Origin of the sequence: Rhodanobacter thiooxydans LCS2, from assembly GCF_000264375.1 — a bacterium.
GTDB classification, from domain to species: Bacteria; Pseudomonadota; Gammaproteobacteria; order Xanthomonadales; family Rhodanobacteraceae; genus Rhodanobacter; species Rhodanobacter thiooxydans.
Genome location: NZ_AJXW01000024.1, coordinates 1 through 16,387, shown reverse-complemented (window position 1 = coordinate 16,387; position 16,387 = coordinate 1). Strand labels below are relative to the sequence as shown.

At 68.2% G+C, this 16,387-nt stretch carries 17 protein-coding genes, 1 tRNA gene and 1 other RNA gene; 7 read left to right on the top strand and 12 right to left on the bottom strand.

The window, feature by feature from the left end:
* Window positions 1-186: 186 nt before the first annotated feature.
* Window positions 187-2,685 carry a S8 family serine peptidase gene (locus UUA_RS05925; RefSeq protein ID WP_050981813.1) on the top strand — a complete coding sequence of 833 codons (2,499 nt, stop codon included), beginning with the start codon at window positions 187-189 and terminating at the stop codon, window positions 2,683-2,685.
* Between the two features lie 100 nt (window positions 2,686-2,785).
* Here the strand turns inward: UUA_RS05925 and coq7 are convergent, their stop codons facing one another.
* Complete coding sequence (gene coq7, locus UUA_RS05920) at window positions 2,786-3,427, bottom strand: 2-polyprenyl-3-methyl-6-methoxy-1,4-benzoquinone monooxygenase (RefSeq protein WP_008435102.1); 642 nt, start codon at window positions 3,425-3,427, stop codon at window positions 2,786-2,788.
* Between the two features lie 251 nt (window positions 3,428-3,678).
* Here coq7 and rplM point away from each other — a divergent pair, with 251 nt between their 5' ends.
* The 4 genes from rplM (at window position 3,679) to UUA_RS05900 (ending at window position 6,767) form a co-directional block, all read left to right on the top strand.
* Entirely contained in the window at window positions 3,679-4,107 is a 429-nt protein-coding gene (rplM, locus tag UUA_RS05915) for a 50S ribosomal protein L13 (RefSeq protein WP_008435100.1), read from the top strand.
* 10 nt (window positions 4,108-4,117) lie between these two features.
* Window positions 4,118-4,510: a 30S ribosomal protein S9 gene (gene rpsI, locus UUA_RS05910; protein WP_008435098.1), complete on the top strand. Its 393-nt coding sequence runs from the start codon at window positions 4,118-4,120 to the stop codon at window positions 4,508-4,510.
* 12 nt (window positions 4,511-4,522) lie between these two features.
* Window positions 4,523-4,597: transfer RNA gene (locus tag UUA_RS05905), tRNA-Gln, on the top strand.
* Between the two features lie 199 nt (window positions 4,598-4,796).
* Window positions 4,797-6,767 carry a chloride channel protein gene (locus UUA_RS05900; protein WP_008435097.1) on the top strand — a complete coding sequence of 657 codons (1,971 nt, stop codon included), beginning with the start codon at window positions 4,797-4,799 and terminating at the stop codon, window positions 6,765-6,767.
* 45 nt (window positions 6,768-6,812) lie between these two features.
* Here the strand turns inward: UUA_RS05900 and rpiA are convergent, their stop codons facing one another.
* The 6 genes from rpiA to UUA_RS05875 all read right to left on the bottom strand — a co-directional run bounded on the left by rpiA (window position 6,813) and on the right by UUA_RS05875 (window position 9,435).
* Entirely contained in the window at window positions 6,813-7,454 is a 642-nt protein-coding gene (rpiA, locus tag UUA_RS05895; protein ID WP_008435095.1) for a ribose-5-phosphate isomerase RpiA, read from the bottom strand.
* 34 nt (window positions 7,455-7,488) lie between these two features.
* The gene (locus UUA_RS05890) at window positions 7,489-7,926 is read right to left on the bottom strand and encodes an EVE domain-containing protein (protein WP_201029812.1); all 438 of its coding nucleotides are present in this window, start codon (window positions 7,924-7,926) and stop codon (window positions 7,489-7,491) included.
* 11 nt (window positions 7,927-7,937) lie between these two features.
* Complete coding sequence (locus UUA_RS05885) at window positions 7,938-8,558, bottom strand: 5-formyltetrahydrofolate cyclo-ligase (RefSeq protein ID WP_008435092.1); 621 nt, start codon at window positions 8,556-8,558, stop codon at window positions 7,938-7,940.
* A gap of 66 nt (window positions 8,559-8,624) precedes the next feature.
* Window positions 8,625-8,811, bottom strand: a non-coding RNA gene (gene ssrS, locus UUA_RS18790) — 6S RNA.
* Between the two features lie 64 nt (window positions 8,812-8,875).
* On the bottom strand, window positions 8,876-9,187 hold the full coding sequence (locus UUA_RS05880) for a cell division protein ZapA (RefSeq protein WP_008435090.1): 312 nt from the start codon (window positions 9,185-9,187) through the stop codon (window positions 8,876-8,878).
* A gap of 8 nt (window positions 9,188-9,195) precedes the next feature.
* Window positions 9,196-9,435, bottom strand: a complete 240-nt coding sequence (locus tag UUA_RS05875; RefSeq protein ID WP_039953640.1) for a TIGR02449 family protein — start codon at window positions 9,433-9,435, stop codon at window positions 9,196-9,198.
* Window positions 9,436-9,532: 97 nt separating this feature from the next.
* Between UUA_RS05875 and UUA_RS05870 the strand changes: the two genes are divergently transcribed.
* Entirely contained in the window at window positions 9,533-10,096 is a 564-nt protein-coding gene (locus UUA_RS05870) for a UPF0149 family protein (protein ID WP_008435087.1), read from the top strand.
* The gene (locus UUA_RS05865; RefSeq protein ID WP_039953639.1) at window positions 10,093-11,436 is read left to right on the top strand and encodes an aminopeptidase P N-terminal domain-containing protein; all 1,344 of its coding nucleotides are present in this window, start codon (window positions 10,093-10,095) and stop codon (window positions 11,434-11,436) included. Before UUA_RS05870 ends, UUA_RS05865 begins: the two co-directional genes overlap by 4 nt.
* A gap of 16 nt (window positions 11,437-11,452) precedes the next feature.
* Here UUA_RS05865 and cydX read toward each other — a convergent pair whose 3' ends face one another.
* The 5 genes from cydX to pepQ all read right to left on the bottom strand — a co-directional run bounded on the left by cydX (window position 11,453) and on the right by pepQ (window position 16,102).
* A complete protein-coding gene (gene cydX, locus UUA_RS05860) occupies window positions 11,453-11,593 on the bottom strand; it encodes a cytochrome bd-I oxidase subunit CydX (RefSeq protein ID WP_008435083.1) in 141 nt (46 codons plus the stop codon).
* A 43-nt stretch (window positions 11,594-11,636) separates the two neighbouring features.
* Complete coding sequence (cydB, locus tag UUA_RS05855; protein ID WP_008435081.1) at window positions 11,637-12,767, bottom strand: cytochrome d ubiquinol oxidase subunit II; 1,131 nt, start codon at window positions 12,765-12,767, stop codon at window positions 11,637-11,639.
* Window positions 12,768-12,777: 10 nt separating this feature from the next.
* The gene (locus UUA_RS05850) at window positions 12,778-14,349 is read right to left on the bottom strand and encodes a cytochrome ubiquinol oxidase subunit I (RefSeq protein ID WP_008435079.1); all 1,572 of its coding nucleotides are present in this window, start codon (window positions 14,347-14,349) and stop codon (window positions 12,778-12,780) included.
* Window positions 14,346-14,576 (bottom strand): cytochrome oxidase putative small subunit CydP, encoded by a 231-nt coding sequence (gene cydP, locus UUA_RS05845; RefSeq protein ID WP_008435078.1) that lies wholly within the window; start codon window positions 14,574-14,576, stop codon window positions 14,346-14,348. Before cydP ends, UUA_RS05850 begins: the two co-directional genes overlap by 4 nt.
* Window positions 14,577-14,785: 209 nt before the next feature.
* Entirely contained in the window at window positions 14,786-16,102 is a 1,317-nt protein-coding gene (gene pepQ, locus UUA_RS05840) for a Xaa-Pro dipeptidase (protein WP_008435077.1), read from the bottom strand.
* Between the last annotated feature and the right edge of the window lie 285 nt (window positions 16,103-16,387).

Genomic DNA, 16,387 nt, shown 5'->3' with positions numbered 1-16,387 from the left:
GAGTTCACTCAGTACGCGCGCGTCTGGCGCTCCGAGGGCATGGTTGCAGGGATGCCAATGACGGGGTGGCATGGGTGATTTCCCCTGTGGTGGCTGGGTGCAATCCCGGATGGAGAAGCCGTCATGTCGGCCGGGATACTCCAGAAAGCGCCCCATCCCGGCGGGCGAATTTCCGGAGCCATCACCATGTCGTCCAGGTTTGTTCCAAACGTCAAACGCAGGACCTTCCGCCTCTGTGCCGTGGCGGCAGGCCTGCTGGCCAGCGGCGTTGCGCTGGCCGATGCCCAGCTCGACCCCCAGCTGCTGGCGAAGATGGGCGTTGCTGCCGCCACCGACCAGTTGCAGGTAGTCATCAGTTACCAGCAGTCCGGCCCGGTCACCGCCGAGCAGGTTTCCGCGCTCAAGGCGTTGGGCATCGATCGTGGCGTGACCATGCGCACGCTGCCGATCGCCGGCGCGCTGGCCACCCCTGGCGAGATCCGCGCGCTGGCCACGCGCAGCGACGTGGTTTCGATCTATTTCAACGCCCCGCTGCAGTACCTCAACAGCGAGGCGCGCAAGATCTCCGGCGCCGCGCGCACGGTGGAGAACCCGGCCGACTACCACCGCGCGATCCCGTTCAGCGGCAAGGGCGTGAGCGTGGTCGTCAACGACTCCGGCGTCGACGGCACCCACATGGACCTGCAGTACGGCCCGCACCTGGTGCAGAACACGCAGGGCGTGACCAACCTCGCCTCGTTCGATTCGATGCTGCCGATCACCTATGTCGAGGGCGTGCCCAACACCGACTGGGGTTCGGGCCATGGCACCCATTGCGCCGGCACCATTGGCGGTACCGGCGCCCGCTCGAACGGGCTGTACCGCGGCGTGGCGCCGGGGGCTGACCTGGTCGGCTACGGCTCCGGCGCCGTGCTGCTCATCCTTGACGCGGTCGGCGGCCTCGATTACGCCGCGACCAACCAGTTCAGCTTCCGCAACCCGATCCGGGTGACCAGCAATTCCTGGGGCAGCTCGGGCAAGTTCGATCCGCTGAATCCGGTCAATATCGCCAGCTACGAGCTTTACAAGCGCGGCATCGTCAGCGTGTTCGCCGCGGGCAACGACGGCCCGGGCGAGGACACCCACAACCCGTACGCGCAGGCGCCGTGGGTGATCTCGGTGGGCGCCGGCGAGAAGAACGGCGTGCTCACCGGGTTCTCCTCGCGCGGCAAGCGCGGCGAGTCCGGTACCTTCAAGATGCCCGACGGCGTGCAGTGGACCTACATCAACCAGCCGACCATCGTGGCGCCTGGCGTGGACATCGTCTCCACCCGCGACAGCACGGGCACGCTGCCGGCGCTCGCAGCTGAACAGGACGCGGCGACGCTTGCGCCGGCCGAACTGCCGTTCTACACGGTGATGAGCGGCACCTCGATGGCCACGCCGCACGTGGCGGGCATCGTCGCGCTGATGCTCGAGGCCAACCCGAACCTGACTCCGGCGAATGTCCGCGACATCATCACGCGCACCGCCACCAACATGACCGGACGGCTGTCGTGGGAGGCGGGCGCCGGCCACATCAACGCCTACACCGCAGTGGCCGAGGCTGCCGGCGTGCGGGGTGGCTTCGGTGCGACCGTGAACGCGCTGAACAGCTTCAACAGCAGCGAGGTGCTCGTCGCGGGGCCGCCGCCGGTACCGTTCTCGGTGAACTTCGCGCCGATCGGCCCGGTGGGCGAGCAGTCCTTCACGGTCGGGCCGGAGACCGCCTGGGTGAGCGCGCGCGCCACCATCGACGCCAATACCCTCGCGCTGGTGCTGATCGATCCGGACGGCGTGCGCTACGGCTCGTCGATCGCGCTGCCGGTGCTCGGCGACACGGTGACCACCGGCGCGCCGGCCAAGCCGGGTGTGTGGCGCGTCACCGTGCGCGGCATCGGTTCGGTCTCCGGCGTTGCCCTCGATCCGGCCAAGGTCACCAACGGCTATGCGGCACCCGGCACGGTGAACGGCGAGATCGGCTTCCTCAACAGCGGCGGGTACACCGGACTCGGCGACATCGCCAACCATCCGGCCAGGTCGGCGATCCAGTTCGCCGTGGCCAACCGCCTCGTCGACGGTTATCCGAATGGGCAGTTCCGTCCCGACCAGTTCCTCAAGCGCGGTGAGCTGGCGCAATACCTGCTGATGGGCACCAGCGTGCGCCAATACCTGCCGTTCTCCGGCCAGCGCAGCTTTACTGATGTCGGTACCAGCGACAGCGTGTATCTGTTTGCCGAGTCGGCCGTCGCCAGCGGTGGCGCCTTGCGCGATCTGAGCAACAAGCAGGACGGCGTGATGACGCTGCAGCCGAATGCCACGTTCCGGCCGAACGACAGTGTCAGCCGGCTCAGTCTCGCCTATTCCCTGGTGCAAAGCCTGGCGCTGCAGAACGAGGCGCGTTCGTTCACTGGCGACCTCACCGCGTTCTACGACGGACGGCGCATCCCGCTCGACGATGCGGCTTCGATTCCGGCCAGCCTGCGCGGTTACGTGCAGCTGGCGCTGGATCGCGGCGTCATCAATGCACGCTTCACGGTGGTCCAGGGTCCGTATGACCTGCAGCCGACCCTGCACGCCTACTTCGATCCGGGCCTTTCCGTCACTCGCGCGGCCTATGCCGTCGCCGCCGGTCGCTATCTCTCGCTTTACCAAAGCGGCAAGTAGGCCGGAGAGTCCACGAAACGTTTCGGATCTGCCATGCGGCCCGGCTTCCCCGGGCCGCATTTTTTGTGGGCGCTGGCTCGTGCCCGCGGGAACCCCGGGTTTACACGCGGTAGGCCACCGCTTTCATCACCAGCGAGCTGAGCCGCATCAAGGTCGGCAGCGGGGCAGGCAGGTCAACGCCTCCTCGCTGCTGCGCAGCCTGCGCGTGACGGATCTCGTCCGACTGCATCTGGGTCAGCACTGCGCGCGAGCGCTCGTCCTGCGCGGGTAGTTTTTCCAGGTGCTCGGCCAGGTGCGCTTCCACCTGGCGCTCGGTCTCGACCACGAAGCCGAGGCTGAGCGGGTCGCCGGCCAGCGCAGCGCCAGCGCCGATCGCGTAGCTGCCGGCGTACCACAGCGGATTGAGCAGGCTGGGGCGGCTGTCCAGCTGCTGCAGGCGTTCGGCGCACCAGGCCAGGTGGTCGGTTTCCTCGACGGCCGCATGCAGCAGGTGCTGGCGGTTGTCGGCGTTGCGCGCCAGCGCAGCCTGGCCCAGGTACAGCGCCTGCGCGCAGACCTCGCCGGTATGGTTGACGCGCATCAAACCGGCGGCGTGTCGGCGCTCGGCATCGTCGAGCGCGGCCTCGGCCAGCCCGGCGGCGGGCGAGCGGCGGTGCGCCGCGGGCGTGCCGGCGATCGCTTCCAGCGCGCGTTCGCAGCCGGCAAGCAGGCGGTCGAGGTGGCTCAGCGTGCGTATGTCCATAGGATTTCCCGCGGTGGTTCGGCCCGACAGCCGGTGGATGTCTCGCCGCCGCCGTCTATGGCAGATGGCCCGCATGATGGGGGCTTTTCAAGCGCCACGGTGGTCATGCTATCATTGCCAGCTCACAGCTCGCCGGCCGGTGGGCTTGCGCCGTGGATGATGGCTCCGCTATCATCTCGCGCCTTTGTTCCACCGAAGCATGCTTCCTGAATCATGCGTACCGCCTCACGGCGGCAGACAGGTATTCTGAAATGAAAACGTTTAGCGCCAATGCCGACAACGTCAAGCGCGACTGGTTCGTGGTCGATGCCACGGACAAGACGCTCGGTCGCCTGTCGACCGAAATTGCCCGTCGTCTGCGCGGCAAGCACAAGCCGGAATATACCCCGCACTGCGACACCGGCGATTATATCGTGGTGATCAACGCGCAGAAGGTGGCGGTCACCGGCGCCAAGCTGGACGACAAGATGTACCACCGCTTCACCGGCTACGTCGGCAACCTGAAGACCACCAGCCTGAAGGACCTGCTGGCGACCTACCCGGAGCGCGTGATCGAGATCGCCGTCAAGGGCATGCTGCCGAAGAACCCGCTGGGCCGCGAGATGTACCGCAAGCTCAAGGTCTACGGCGGTGCCGAGCACCCGCATACCGCACAGCAGCCACAGGCGCTGGAGATTTAAGGAAATGAGCATGGCAACCCAGCAGAATTACGGCACCGGCCGCCGCAAGACCTCCGCCGCCCGCGTGTTCCTGCGCAAGGGCAAGGGCGCGATCGAAGTCAACGGCAAGTCGCTCGAGCAGTTCTTCGGCCGCGAGACCTCGCGCATGATCGTGCGCCAGCCACTCGAGCTGACCCAGAACACCGACAAGTTCGACATCAAGGTGACGGTTGCCGGTGGCGGCATCACCGGCCAGGCCGGCGCGATCCGCCTGGGTATCGCCCGCGCGCTGATCGAGTACGACGAAAGCCTGAAGTCGCCGCTGCGCAAGGCCGGCTTCGTGACCCGCGACGCCCGCGAGGTCGAGCGCAAGAAGGTCGGTCTGCACAAGGCGCGTCGCGCCACGCAGTTCTCGAAGCGCTAAACTAAGCTCTACAGCCCCGTCGCCAAGCGGTAAGGCACCTGACTCTGACTCAGGCATTCGGTGGTTCGAATCCATCCGGGGCTGCCAACTCCAGTTGCCATCATGCGCCAGCATGCGTGGCGTCCGAACAAGAAGCCCGCCGCTTGGCGGGCTTCTTCGTTTGTGGCCGGCCTGATGCAGCGAACTGCATGAATTCGCAGGATATTTCGACGCGATTCCGGCGCCTTGCCCCTTCGGTTGGGCGTCGCTACAGCGTAAAATTCGCGGTTTCCCCCGTGGTCATCCCATGACGCCAGCCACCGACACCCCCGTGGGGCACGCCGACGTGCGCACGACAGGCAGCACCGACGCGCTGCCGATTGCCCCCGCCCTCGGCCTTTCGCTGGACGCGGCGCGGATGCCGCGCAAATCCACCCTGGTCACCCGCCGCATCCTGCTGATCAGCGTGCTGGCGGTGATCCTGGGCGTGGCCTCGGCCTACGTGGCGCAGCTGCTGATGCTGCTGATCAACCTCATCACCGACCTGTGCTACTACGGCCGCATTTCGGATGTGATCGGGCCGAACGCGAAGCCGGGCTCGTTCGTGCTGTCGCCGGCCGACACTTCCATCGGCGCGTGGGTGATCCTGATGCCGGCCATCGGCGGCCTGACTGCCGGCATCATGGCGCGCTGGGGTTCGCGCGCGATCCAGGGCCACGGCATCCCCGAGGCGATGGAGCAGATCCTCACCAACGAATCGAACATCCCCGCGCGGATGACCTGGCTCAAGCCGGTGTCCTCCGCCTTCGCCATCGGCACCGGTGGCCCGTTCGGCGCCGAAGGCCCGATCATCTCTACCGGCGGCGCGCTGGGTTCGCTGATCGGCCAGTTGCTGCGGGTGACCGCCAACGAGCGCAAGGTGCTGCTGGCGGCCGGGGCGGCGGCGGGCATGGCGGCGGTGTTCGGCGCGCCGGTGGCCTCGCTGGTGCTGGCGGTGGAATTGCTGCTGTTCGAACTGCGCCCGCGTTCGCTGATCCCGGTGGCGCTGGCCACGGTGACCGCGGTGGGCGTGCGCTACGCCAGCTACGGCGCCGGGCCGGTGTTCCCGATGCCCGCGGTGCCCGAACCCGGGAGCCTGGCACTGGCCGGCTTCGTGCTGATCGGCGGCCTGGTTGGCTACGCCTCGATCTGGGTGACCCGCGCGGTGTACGGCGTCGAGGATCTGTTCGAGAAACTGCCGATCCACTGGATGTGGTGGCCGGTGATCGGAGCGTTGGTGGCCGGTCTGGTGGGCTGGATCGACCCGCGCACGCTGGGCGTGGGCTACGACAATATCGACGCGCTGGTGCAGGGGCATTTCGGTCTTGCCGTGTTGCTCAGCTTCGGCGCGCTGAAGTTCATTTCCTGGGTGATCTCGCTGGGCAGCGGCACCTCCGGCGGCACGCTGGCGCCGCTGTTCATGATCGGCGGTTCATTGGGAGCGGTTCTGGCCATTGGCCTCAACCAGGTGCTGCCCGGTTTCCACATCGACCTGCGCATCGCGGCACTGGTGGGCATGGCGGCGATCTTCGCCGGCTCCTCGCGGGCGCTGCTGACGGCGGTGGTGTTCGCGTTCGAGACCACGCGCCAGCCCGCGGCGCTGCTGCCGCTGCTGGGCGGCTGCACGGCGGCCTATCTGATCTCGGCGCTGATCATGCGCAACACCATCATGACCGAGAAGATCGCCCGCCGCGGCGTGCGCGTGCCCTCCGAGTACGCGGCGGATTACCTCGAACAGGTGGCGGTGGGCGACGTGTGTTCGCGCGAGGTGGTGACACTGCGGGCCAGCCAGACCCTGGCCGAGGTGCGCCCCTGGCTCAACGACGGCGCACCGGAGACGCGCCACCAGGGGTTCCCGGTGGTGGACGAGACCGGCCGGGTGTACGGCGTGCTGACCCGCCGCACCCTGCTCGATCCGCAGTGGCACTACACCCAGACGCTCGGCGAGCTGGTGACGCGCGGGCCCATCGCGGTGACCGAGGGCCACTCGCTGCGCGAGGCGGCCGACCACATGGTGGCCGAGAAGGTCGGCCGGCTGATCGTGGTGGGCAAGGACGACTCGCGCCGGCTGGTAGGCATCCTCACCCGCGGCGACATCCTCGCTGCCCATGCGCGGCGCTTGCGCGAGGCCCGCGAGTCCTCGCGTCACCTGCGTTTCCGCGACGGCCTGAAACCGCGCCCGGCTACCGACGACCTGATGGAAGGCTACGGGCACGCCCGCGGTTCGAAGAAGCCCTGAGGCAGACAGAGAAACGGCGGCCCGCTGCGCCGGGCCGCCCGCACCTCACATCTCGCGGTCGCCGATCAGCACCACGTCGGCCGGCCGCCGCGCGAACAGGCCAACGGTGACGATGCCGGGCAGCTGGTTCAGCTCGCTCTCCAGCGCGACCGGGTCGACGATCTGCCAGCCATGCACGTCGATGATCCAGTTGCCGTTGTCGGTGGTGACGCCGTCGCGCCACACCGGCTGGCCGCCCCGCTTGACGATCTCGCGGCCGACCAGGCTGCGCGCCATCGGGATCACCTCGATCGGCACCGGGAATTTGCCGAGCAGCTCGACCCGCTTGCTGGAGTCGATGATGCAGACGAATTTCTCGCTGGCCGCCGCCACGATCTTCTCGCGGGTCAGCGCGGCGCCACCGCCCTTGATCAGCCGCTTGAACGGATCGCACTCGTCGGCGCCGTCGACGTACAGCGTCAACGGACCGGTGGCGTTGAGATCGAGCACCGGAATGCCCAGCTTCTTCAGCTGCGCGGTGGACTGCTCCGAGCTGGACACGGCGCCCTGGATGCGATGCTTCAGGTCGGCCAGCGCTTCGATGAAGAACGCCACGGTGGAACCGGTGCCGACGCCGACGATGGCGCCGTCCTCGACGTAGCGGATCGCGGCCTCGCCGGCCAGGCGTTTTTCGTTGGCGTTGCTCATGGATGGGTTCCGGTGCAAGAGGGTCGGGCAGCGCTCATTCCAGCGCCAGGATGTATTTCCAGTGGGCGGCATCGACCGGCATCACCGACAATCGGTTGCCCTTGCGCAGCAGCGGCATGTCGGCCAGCGCGTCGTGGCCCTTCAGTTCGTCCAGGCTGATCGTGCGTTTGAGTTTCTTCACGAACTTCACGTCGACCAGCATCCAGCGCGGGTTGTCGCGCGAGCTGCCGGGGTCGAAATATTTGCTCTTGGGGTCGAACTGGCTGGGGTCGGGGTAGGCGTCGGTGGCGACTTCGGCGATGCCGACGATGCCGGGCACGGCGCAGTTGGAGTGGTAGAAGAACACCTTGTCGCCGGGGCGCATGCCGTCGCGCATGTAGTTGCGCGCCTGGTAGTTGCGCACGCCGTCCCAGGCTTCGCGCTTCTTGCGCTTCAGGTCGTCGATCGAGAACGCGTCCGGTTCGGACTTCATCAGCCAGTGGTTCACGCGGCGGTCTCCGGCTGCGGAGCTGGGGCGTGGCAGTCGATCAGCTCAAGTTCGGTGGCGACGAAATCGAGCGGAACGTCCCATGCCGCCTCCTCGATTGCGGGCAGTTCCTGGAACGCATAGGCGATGCCGACCAGCAGCGGCTCGGTTGGGCGCACCTGCTCGTTGAGGAAGGCGAAGCTGCGGTCGTAGTAGCCGCCGCCGTAGCCGAGCCGGTGGCCGTGGCGGTCGAAGCCGAGCAGCGGCACCAGCACCAGGTCGAGCTGGAACGGCTCCAGCAGTTCGCCCGGCGCGACCGGCTCGGGGATGCCATGGCGGTTCGGCTGCACCTCGTCGCCGGCTTGCCAGGGCGCGAAGCGCAGCTGTCGGCCCGTCGTGACCACCGGCAGCAGGAACTGCTGGCCGCGGCCCGCCAGCGGCGCGATCGCCACGTTCAGCGGCAACTCGCCGTGGCTGGCCCAGTAGCCGGCCACGCGGGTATCGGTGAGGTATTCGGGCAGCTGCTCAAGGCTGCGGCGCAGACCCTGGGCAGCGGCGATGCGCTCGGTCGGCGGCAGGGCGCGACGCTGGTCGGCCAGGCGCTGGCGAAGCTCGCGTCGTCGGGCGAGGGCGTCCACGGTGCGCGCAACTCCGTCGTGGTGCGCCCCGTTCGTCGCCGGACGAACGGGGCGGGGGGATGAGTGGCGTCAACCGCGATGCCGCTGCCCGCCGAACGACCTTGATCCACGATGGATCAGGTGGGAGAGCTACATGGCCTCAAGGCTTTCCGCACGTGGCGGACATGCACAACAGCCGATGTGAAGCCGACCCGGGGCCGTATTTAGGAGCAAGGCAAATGTAACGGCGTGCTGGCGCACATCGCAGAAAACGCCGGGGCCGATTTTAGACGCTTGTTCCGGAATGTGCCACTGCCGGTGAGCGTGCGGACTGCTGCTCAGCGCCGCAGCGGTTCGCCGTCGAGCGCGGCATCGAGCTTGCTTCGCAGCGTGGCGAGGCCGTCGCTGAGGCGGCGCTCCTGGTTGTCGTGCTGCTTGCGCAGGCTGAGGAACTCGTGCGCCACGCTGATCGCGGTGAGTACCGCCAGCCGCTCGAAGCTCGGCGCCTTGGCGTTGGCGCGAAGTTCGCGCATCTTGCGGTCAAGGAAGCCGGCGGCCTCCAGCAGGCCCTCGCGCTCTTCCGGCGCGCAGGCGATCAGGAATTCGCGGTCGATCAGTCGCAGCGCGACCGGTTCACTGCTGCTGGACATGGGCGCGCTCAACCGTTGTTCTCTAGCGATTTGAGCCGCTGGATCATCGCCTCGACGCGGCTGCGGGCCTGCTCGTTGCGTGCCAGCAGGCCGGCGCGCTCGCCGGACAACTGCTCCTGGCTCTGGCGCAGGCTGCGGTTCTCCTCGCTGAGGCGACGCACCGTATCGAGCAGCCGGTCAAGCTGCCGGGCCAAGGCGGCCAGCTCTTGATGTACCGGATCGGTCTGGACGGGTTCGGGCGTGCTCATGTCCAAAACTATAACAGGACGCCGGCGGAAAGCAGCCGGCTCGGTGGCGGTGCCGGGCTGCATTAGACTGGCGGCCATTTCCTGCAGGAGCATCGCCATGGCGGCACCCGAATTCGTGGGCCACGACGAGATCGACGCGCTGGTCGGGCGCCTGCGCCTGGGCACCACGGCCAGCGAGCTGCATGGTTCGCTGAGCGGTTACCTGGCCGGCGGCGGCTCGTTGCGCGGCAGCCCGGTGCTGGCCGCGCTGCAACTCGATGGCGAGGTCACCGAGGTCGGTGCGCAGGACTTGGCCCTGCTCGACCGGCTGGCCCGGCAGAGCGAAGCTGAACTGGCCGATTCCGAGCTGGGCTTCGAGCCGCTGCTGCCGGAAGACGACCGCCCGCTGACCGAACGCGCCGAGGCGATGGTCGACTGGTGCCGCGGTTTCCTTGGCGGTTTCGGTCTGGCTGGCGCCGCGGCGCACGCGCAGTTGTCGGAGGAGGCGCAGGAGGTGTTGCGCGATCTCGGCACGGTGGCTGCCTCGTCGTTCGATTTCGGCGATGAAGACGAGGACGAGGACGCGCTGGTCGAGGTGCAGGAGTTCGTGCGCGTCGCGGCAATGTTGCTGTACGCCGAATGCGCGGCGCCCGACCCGTCGTCCAGCGGCCGCGTGCATTGATCCCTGAAGCTTCGAAGCTGGCTGCGCTGGCGATCGGCGCGGAGGAGTTCGCGCGGCGGCGGCGCCAGCTGATGCAGATGGCCGGCGAGGATGCCGTGGTGCTGGTTGCCGCCGCGCCCGAACGCATGCGCAACGCCGACGCGGCGTGGCCGTACCGGCAGGATTCGGACTTCCATTACCTGGCGGGTTTCCCCGAGGCCGACGCGATGCTGGCCCTGCTGCCGGGGCGCCGGCACGGCGAGGCGGTGCTGTTCTGCCGCGAGCATGATCCGGCGCGCGAGCGCTGGCACGGCCCGTCGATCGGCACCGAGCGGGCGGTGGCCGACTTCGGGCTGGACGACGCCTTCCCGATCGAGGACATCGACGACATCCTGCCCGGCATGATCGAAGGGCGCGGCCGCGTGTACTGCCACTTCGGCCGCGAGCCGGATTTCGACGCGCACCTGCTCGGCTGGATGCGCCGCCTGCGCCAGCTGCGCGGCGGCGGCGTGGTGCCGAAGGAGTTCGTGGCGCTCGGCCACCTGCTGCACGACCTGCGCCTGTACAAGTCACGCGCCGAGCTGAAGCTGATGCGCGCGTCCGCCGCGGTCGCCGCGGACGCGCACCTGGCCGCCATGCAGGCCGCCACGCCGGACCGCCACGAGTACGAGGTGGAGGCCGAGCTGCTGCGGGTAGTACGCAGCCGCGGTGCGGTGGCGGCGTTTCCGCCGATCGTCGCCGGCGGCCCGAACGCCTGCGTGATGCATTACCAGAACAACCGCGCGCCCTTGCGTGCCGGCGAGTTGCTGCTGATCGACGCCGGCGCCGAACTGGACTGCTATGCGTCCGACATCAGCCGCACGTTCCCGGTCAACGGCCGCTACAGCCGCGAGCAGCGCGCGCTGTATGAAGTGGTGCTGGCCGCGCAGCTGGCGGCGATCGACGAGGTGCGGCCGGGGCGGCCGTTCGGCGCCGCGCATGCGGCGGCGGTGCGCGTGCTGGCCGAGGGCCTGTGCGAACTCGGCCTGCTCAGGGGCAGCGCCGACGAGGCAGTCGCGAACGGCAGCTACCAGCGCTATTTCCCCGCCAAGACCGGCCACTGGCTGGGGCTGGACGTGCACGACGTGGGCGACTACCGGGTCGACGGCGAGTCGCGCCTGCTCGAGCCGGACATGGTGCTGACCGTGGAGCCGGGCCTGTACGTGCCGCCCGACGACCGCTCGGTGGCGGAACGCTGGCGCGGCATCGGCATCCGCATCGAGGACGATGTGGCGGTGACCCGCGACGGTCACGAGGTGCTGAGCGCCGCGGTGCCGAAGGAACCCGAGGCGATCGAGACGCTGCTGGCCGCACGCAGGTGAACGGACCAGGGCGTCGCTAGGTCAGCGCGTCCGGCAGTTCGGAATCCTCGCGCTGGCGGTTCGCCTCGTCGGTGGCGTGCAGCTCGTACCACATCGCGTTGAGGATGGCGAAGGCGCAGGCCAGGCCCAGGCCGAGGATCCACGAGAAATACCACATGGTCAGACTGTCTCCCGTTCGCTGCGGCTGCGCTCCCGCATGTTCAATAACCGCCGTGCGCCTTGCGCACCTGTTCCAGCGTGACGCGCCCGCGCATCACCCGGTACACCCAGCCGGTATAAAGGATCACCACCGGCAGCAATACCGCCGTGGCTACCAGCATCAGTTGCAGCGTGCCGCGGCTTGACGAGGCATCCCACACGGTGAGGCTGGAATGCGGGTCGAGGCTGGACGGCAGCAGGAACGGAAACAGCGCGAAGCCGGCCGAGGCGATCGTGCCGCCCACCATCACGCTGCTGGCGAGAAAGCCGGCCATGTTGCGCCGGCCCACCAGCACCTGCACGCCGACCGCTGCGGCCAGTGCCAGCAGCGGGGCGGTCCAGAACCACGGATATTGCAGGTAGCTGGCGAACCAGCTGCCGCCGACCGCGACCTGCTTGAACAGCGGGTTGGAAACGCCTTCGGTCGCCGCCGGCCCGACGACCGCGTAGCCCGGAACGCCCCAGGCCAGCCATAGGCCGGCCAGCACGTACAGCGCGGCGAACACCAGCGTGGTCCAGCGCGCGATCGCCACCGCGCGCGCGGCGATCGCGTGGTCGGCCTTGAACGCCGCGAAGCACGCGCCGTGCGCGAGCAGCATGGCGAGCGAGATCAGTCCGCACAGCAGCGCGAACGGATGCAGCAGGTCGAGGAAGCCGCCATGCCAGCTCATGCGCAGGTCGTCGTCGAAGCGGAACGGCAGGCCGAGGAACAGGTTCCCGAACGCGACGCCGGCCAGCAGCATCACCGCCAGCCCGGAACCGGTCAGCACCCAGTCCCACAGCGAGGCCCAGCGCGGGTCGTGGATCTTGCCGCGGAAATTGAAACCGACCGGACGTAGGATCAGCGCCAGCAGCACCAGCGCGATGGCGAAGTACATGCCGGAGAACGACACCGCGTAGAGCATCGGCCACGCCGCGAAGGTGGCGCCGCCGGCCAGGATGAACCACACCTGGTTGCCTTCCCAGGTCGGCTCGATGCCTTCCAGCAGCACCTGCCGTTCCTCGTTGTCGCGGCCGAGCCCCTTCAGCAGGCCGGCGACGCCGAAGTCGAAGCCGTCCATGATCGCGAAACCGATCAGCAGCGTGCCCAGCAAGGCCCACCAGATCACCCGCAACGTCGCGTAGTCGAGCATGGCGGTCTCCTCAGGGCCGGTCGGAGGAAAGGACGGTGGTCGCCGGCGGCCAGATGCCCAGCCCGTCCGGCCCCTTGCGCGCGAACTTCAGCATCAGCACCGCGTCGACCACCGCCAGCGCGGTGTAGAACAGCACGAAGCCGCCCAGCGAGGTGAGGATCTGCCCCGTGCTCACCGCCGACACGCCCAGCGCGGTCGGCAGCACGCCCTCGATCGCCCACGGCTGGCGGCCGTACTCGGCCACGATCCAGCCCAGCTCGATGGCGATCCACGGCAGCGGCAGGCTCCACAGCGCCAGGCGCAGGTACCAGCGCTGGCTGTCCAGCGTGCGCTTGCTCGCCTTCCAGAACGAAAGTGCGAACAGCGCGATGAAATAGAAACCGCAGGCGACCATGATGCGGAACGACCAGAACAGCACCGGCACGTTCGGGATGGTGCTGTCGGCGGCCTGCTGGATGTCCGCCGGCGTGGCCCGGCGGGGGTCGTCCACGTACTTCTTCAGCAGCAGCGCGTAGCCGAGGTCCTTGTCGTGCGCGGCCAGCGTTGCTTTCGCCTGTGCGTCATCCTTGTTCTGGCGCAGCATCAGCATCGCGTCGTAAGCCTGGATGCCGTTGCCGATCCGTCCCTTGGCGTCATCCACCAGTTCGTTGATGCCGGGCATCGTCTGGTCGAGCGAGCGGGTGCCGATCAGCCCCATCACCCACGGGATCTTCAGCGCGTAATGGGTGGTGCGCTGCTCCAAGTCGGGCAGGCCGAACACGGTGAACGGGGCCGGTGCCGGCTCGGTCTCCCACATCGCCTCGATCGCGGCCATCTTCATCTTCTGGTTCAGCGACACGCCGTAGCCGGATTCGTCGCCGAGCACCACCACCGACAGCGCCGCGGCCAGGCCGAAGCTGGCCGCCACCGTCATCGAGCGTTTGGCGAAATCCACGTTGCGCCCGCGCAGCAGGTACCACGCGCTGATCGACAGCACGAACATCGCGCCCAGCACATAGCCGGCGCTTACCGTGTGCACGAACTTCTCCTGCGCCACCGTGTTGAACAGCACCTCGGAGAACGAGGTGACCTCCATGCGCATCGTGGCCGGGTTGAACGCCGAGCCCACCGGGTGCTGCATCCACGCATTCGCCACCAGGATCCACAGCGCCGACAGACTGGTGCCCAGCGCGAGGAACCAGGTCACCAGCAGGTGCTTGATCCGCGAGAGGCGATCCCAGCCCACGAAGAACACGCCGATCAGGGTGGCTTCGAGGAAGAACGCCATCAGCCCCTCGATCGCCAGCGGCGCGCCGAAGATGTCGCCCACGTAGTGCGAGTAGTACGCCCAGTTCATGCCGAACTGGAATTCCATGGTCACCCCGGTGGCCACACCCATCGCGAAGTTGATGCCGAACAGCACGCCCCAGAACTGCACCATGCGCTTCCACACTTCGCGCCCGGTCATCACGTAGACGCTTTCCATGATGGCCAGCATCCACACCAGCCCCAGCGTCAGCGGCACGAACAGGAAGTGGTACAGCGCGGTCAGCGCGAACTGCAGGCGCGACAGCGTGACGACGTCAGTGTCGATCAGGATCATGGCCGGGCTTCCGTCGGCGCGTGAGCGGCGGGGGCCAGCCGCTGCGCGACCGCAGCCGGGCTGACGTCAGCTTTCGGTTGTGGCGCGAACACCACCCACCAGATCAGCGTGAGCGCCGCGACCTTCAGCGCGACGATGCCGAACAGCTCAAGCGTCAGCCGCCGCAGCGGGCGTGGCGTCGCCCGAAGGCTTGCGGGTGGAACGCTGGAAATCGCGGGACCGGGCATGGGACGGATCCGTGCATTATCTGTTCGTCAGCATACGCCGCGCGGATGTAGGCGCGGTGTGGACGAATGTCACAGCGGCGGACGCGATGTCCCCGAGCCACACGCTGTGGCGCGGTCCGATCAAGAGCGAAGAGCTTTCGCCCTCCTTGCGGAGGACGAAAGCTCTTCGGCTCTGGAACAATGAAGAAGCGAAGAGTCGGTGCGGCGGCTCAGCTCAGCGCGAACGCGTCGCGCGTGAGGTTTTCCGGCGCGCCGTCGGTGCACACCACGTCGTCCTCGATGCGGATGCCACCGTACTGGCGGAATGCATCGACCTTCGCCCAGTCGATGTCGGCGGCTAGCGGCTGGTTGCGCAGTTCGGCCAGCAGCATGTCGATGAAGTACAGGCCGGGCTCGATCGTCACCACCATGCCCGCCTCCAGCACGCGGGTCATGCGCAGGTAGGGGTGGCCGTTCGGGCGTGCGATGCTGCCGCCGCGCTCGCTCTGCTGGAAGCCGGCCACGTCGTGCACCTGCAGGCCGATCGGATGGCCCAGGCCGTGCGGGAAGAATGCGCTGCTGACGCCGGACTCGACCGCGCTTTCCGCGCTCATGCGGATGAAGCCGTGTTCGCGCAGCACGCCCGCGATGACGTGGTGGGCATGGATGTGCAGCTCGGGGTAGCTCTGCCCGGCGCGCACCTTCGCCACGAAACCCTGCTGGGCGGCGTCAAGGCTGTCGATCAGCGCCTGGAATTCGGCCGCGTGGGGCGCGGCGTAGGTGCGCGTGATGTCGCTGGCGTAGCCGGCGGCGCTGGCGCCGGCGTCGATCAGGAACGAGCGGCTTTCATGCGGTGGTATGCGATCGAAGCGTGTGTAGTGCAGCACCGCGCCGTGTTCGTTCAAGGCCACGATGCTGGCATAGGGCAGTTCGGCGTCGGTCTGGCGCGCGGCGGCGAGGTAGGTCAGGTGGATGCCGAACTCGCTGCGGCCGGCGCGGAAGGCGGCCTCGGCGGCGCGGTGCGCGCGCGTGCCGATGCGGCTGGCTTCGCGCATCAGCGCCAACTCGTACGGGGTCTTGTACGAGCGGTACCAGTGCAGGTAGTCGAGCACCGCTGGCGGGTTGTTGACCTCCACGCCGTCGATGCCGGGGCAGGCCGGAGCGATCACCGCGCAGCTGCCGGCCGGCAATTGCGCGACGGCTTCCGCCGCGCTGCGCACGGTGACGATGTCGAAGTGCTCGACCCAGTAGCCGCGCGGCGCTTCCGGCACTACGTGCCAGTAATCGCGCGGCTGCACGAACACCAGCTTCGGCTTCGCCCCCGGGGTGTACGCGACCCAGCTGCCCGGCGCACCGTCCAGCGGCAGCCAGTGCCTGAAGTGCGGGTTGGCGATGAACGGGTAGTCCTGGTCGTCGAGGAACTTGCGCAGCGGCGTGCCGGCGGCGACCAGCAGGTGGTCGAAGCCGCCCAGCGCGAGGGCCTGGTCGGCGCGCTCGCGCAGGGTGGCCAGGTGGTGCGGATACAGCGGGGCGGCCTGCTCGTGCATGGTGACTCCTCGGCGGCGCGGGCGGATCGGCGGCGGCCGGTGGCCGCGTCGCGCGGGCGCCGGCGCGGCCCGTGAACGGGGGAAGGGGAAACAAGTGGCCATGATCGCGCGTACGCGCGCTGCCCGCCAGCGAACGACGGGCGGAGGCGGCTCAGAGCTTGTGAAGAAAACCACATCCTGTGGTTTTCTTCGACCGCGAGTCCGGTACATGCCCGGACTCGCTCACATGAAACAGTCACCTGCGTGACTGTTTCATGTTCGGTCATCGGGCAACCGCTCCTGCGT

Bases quoted from the DNA above. Each gene is read 5' to 3' on its own strand.
- rplM (WP_008435100.1), top strand. From the start codon at position 3,679: ATGAAAACGTTTAGCGCCAATGCCGACAACGTCAAGCGCGACTGGTTC.
- UUA_RS05900 (WP_008435097.1), top strand. From the start codon at position 4,797: ATGACGCCAGCCACCGACACCCCCGTGGGGCACGCCGACGTGCGCACG.
- coq7 (WP_008435102.1), bottom strand. From the start codon at position 3,427: ATGGACATACGCACGCTGAGCCACCTCGACCGCCTGCTTGCCGGCTGC.
- pepQ (WP_008435077.1), bottom strand. From the start codon at position 16,102: ATGCACGAGCAGGCCGCCCCGCTGTATCCGCACCACCTGGCCACCCTG.
- cydB (WP_008435081.1), bottom strand. From the start codon at position 12,767: ATGCTCGACTACGCGACGTTGCGGGTGATCTGGTGGGCCTTGCTGGGC.
- UUA_RS05925 (WP_050981813.1), top strand. From the start codon at position 187: ATGTCGTCCAGGTTTGTTCCAAACGTCAAACGCAGGACCTTCCGCCTC.
- rpsI (WP_008435098.1), top strand. From the start codon at position 4,118: ATGGCAACCCAGCAGAATTACGGCACCGGCCGCCGCAAGACCTCCGCC.
- UUA_RS05880 (WP_008435090.1), bottom strand. From the start codon at position 9,187: ATGTCCAGCAGCAGTGAACCGGTCGCGCTGCGACTGATCGACCGCGAA.
- rpiA (WP_008435095.1), bottom strand. From the start codon at position 7,454: ATGAGCAACGCCAACGAAAAACGCCTGGCCGGCGAGGCCGCGATCCGC.
- UUA_RS05890 (WP_201029812.1), bottom strand. From the start codon at position 7,926: ATGAAGTCCGAACCGGACGCGTTCTCGATCGACGACCTGAAGCGCAAG.
- UUA_RS05870 (WP_008435087.1), top strand. From the start codon at position 9,533: ATGGCGGCACCCGAATTCGTGGGCCACGACGAGATCGACGCGCTGGTC.
- UUA_RS05850 (WP_008435079.1), bottom strand. From the start codon at position 14,349: ATGATCCTGATCGACACTGACGTCGTCACGCTGTCGCGCCTGCAGTTC.
- cydX (WP_008435083.1), bottom strand. From the start codon at position 11,593: ATGTGGTATTTCTCGTGGATCCTCGGCCTGGGCCTGGCCTGCGCCTTC.
- cydP (WP_008435078.1), bottom strand. From the start codon at position 14,576: ATGCCCGGTCCCGCGATTTCCAGCGTTCCACCCGCAAGCCTTCGGGCG.
- UUA_RS05875 (WP_039953640.1), bottom strand. From the start codon at position 9,435: ATGAGCACGCCCGAACCCGTCCAGACCGATCCGGTACATCAAGAGCTG.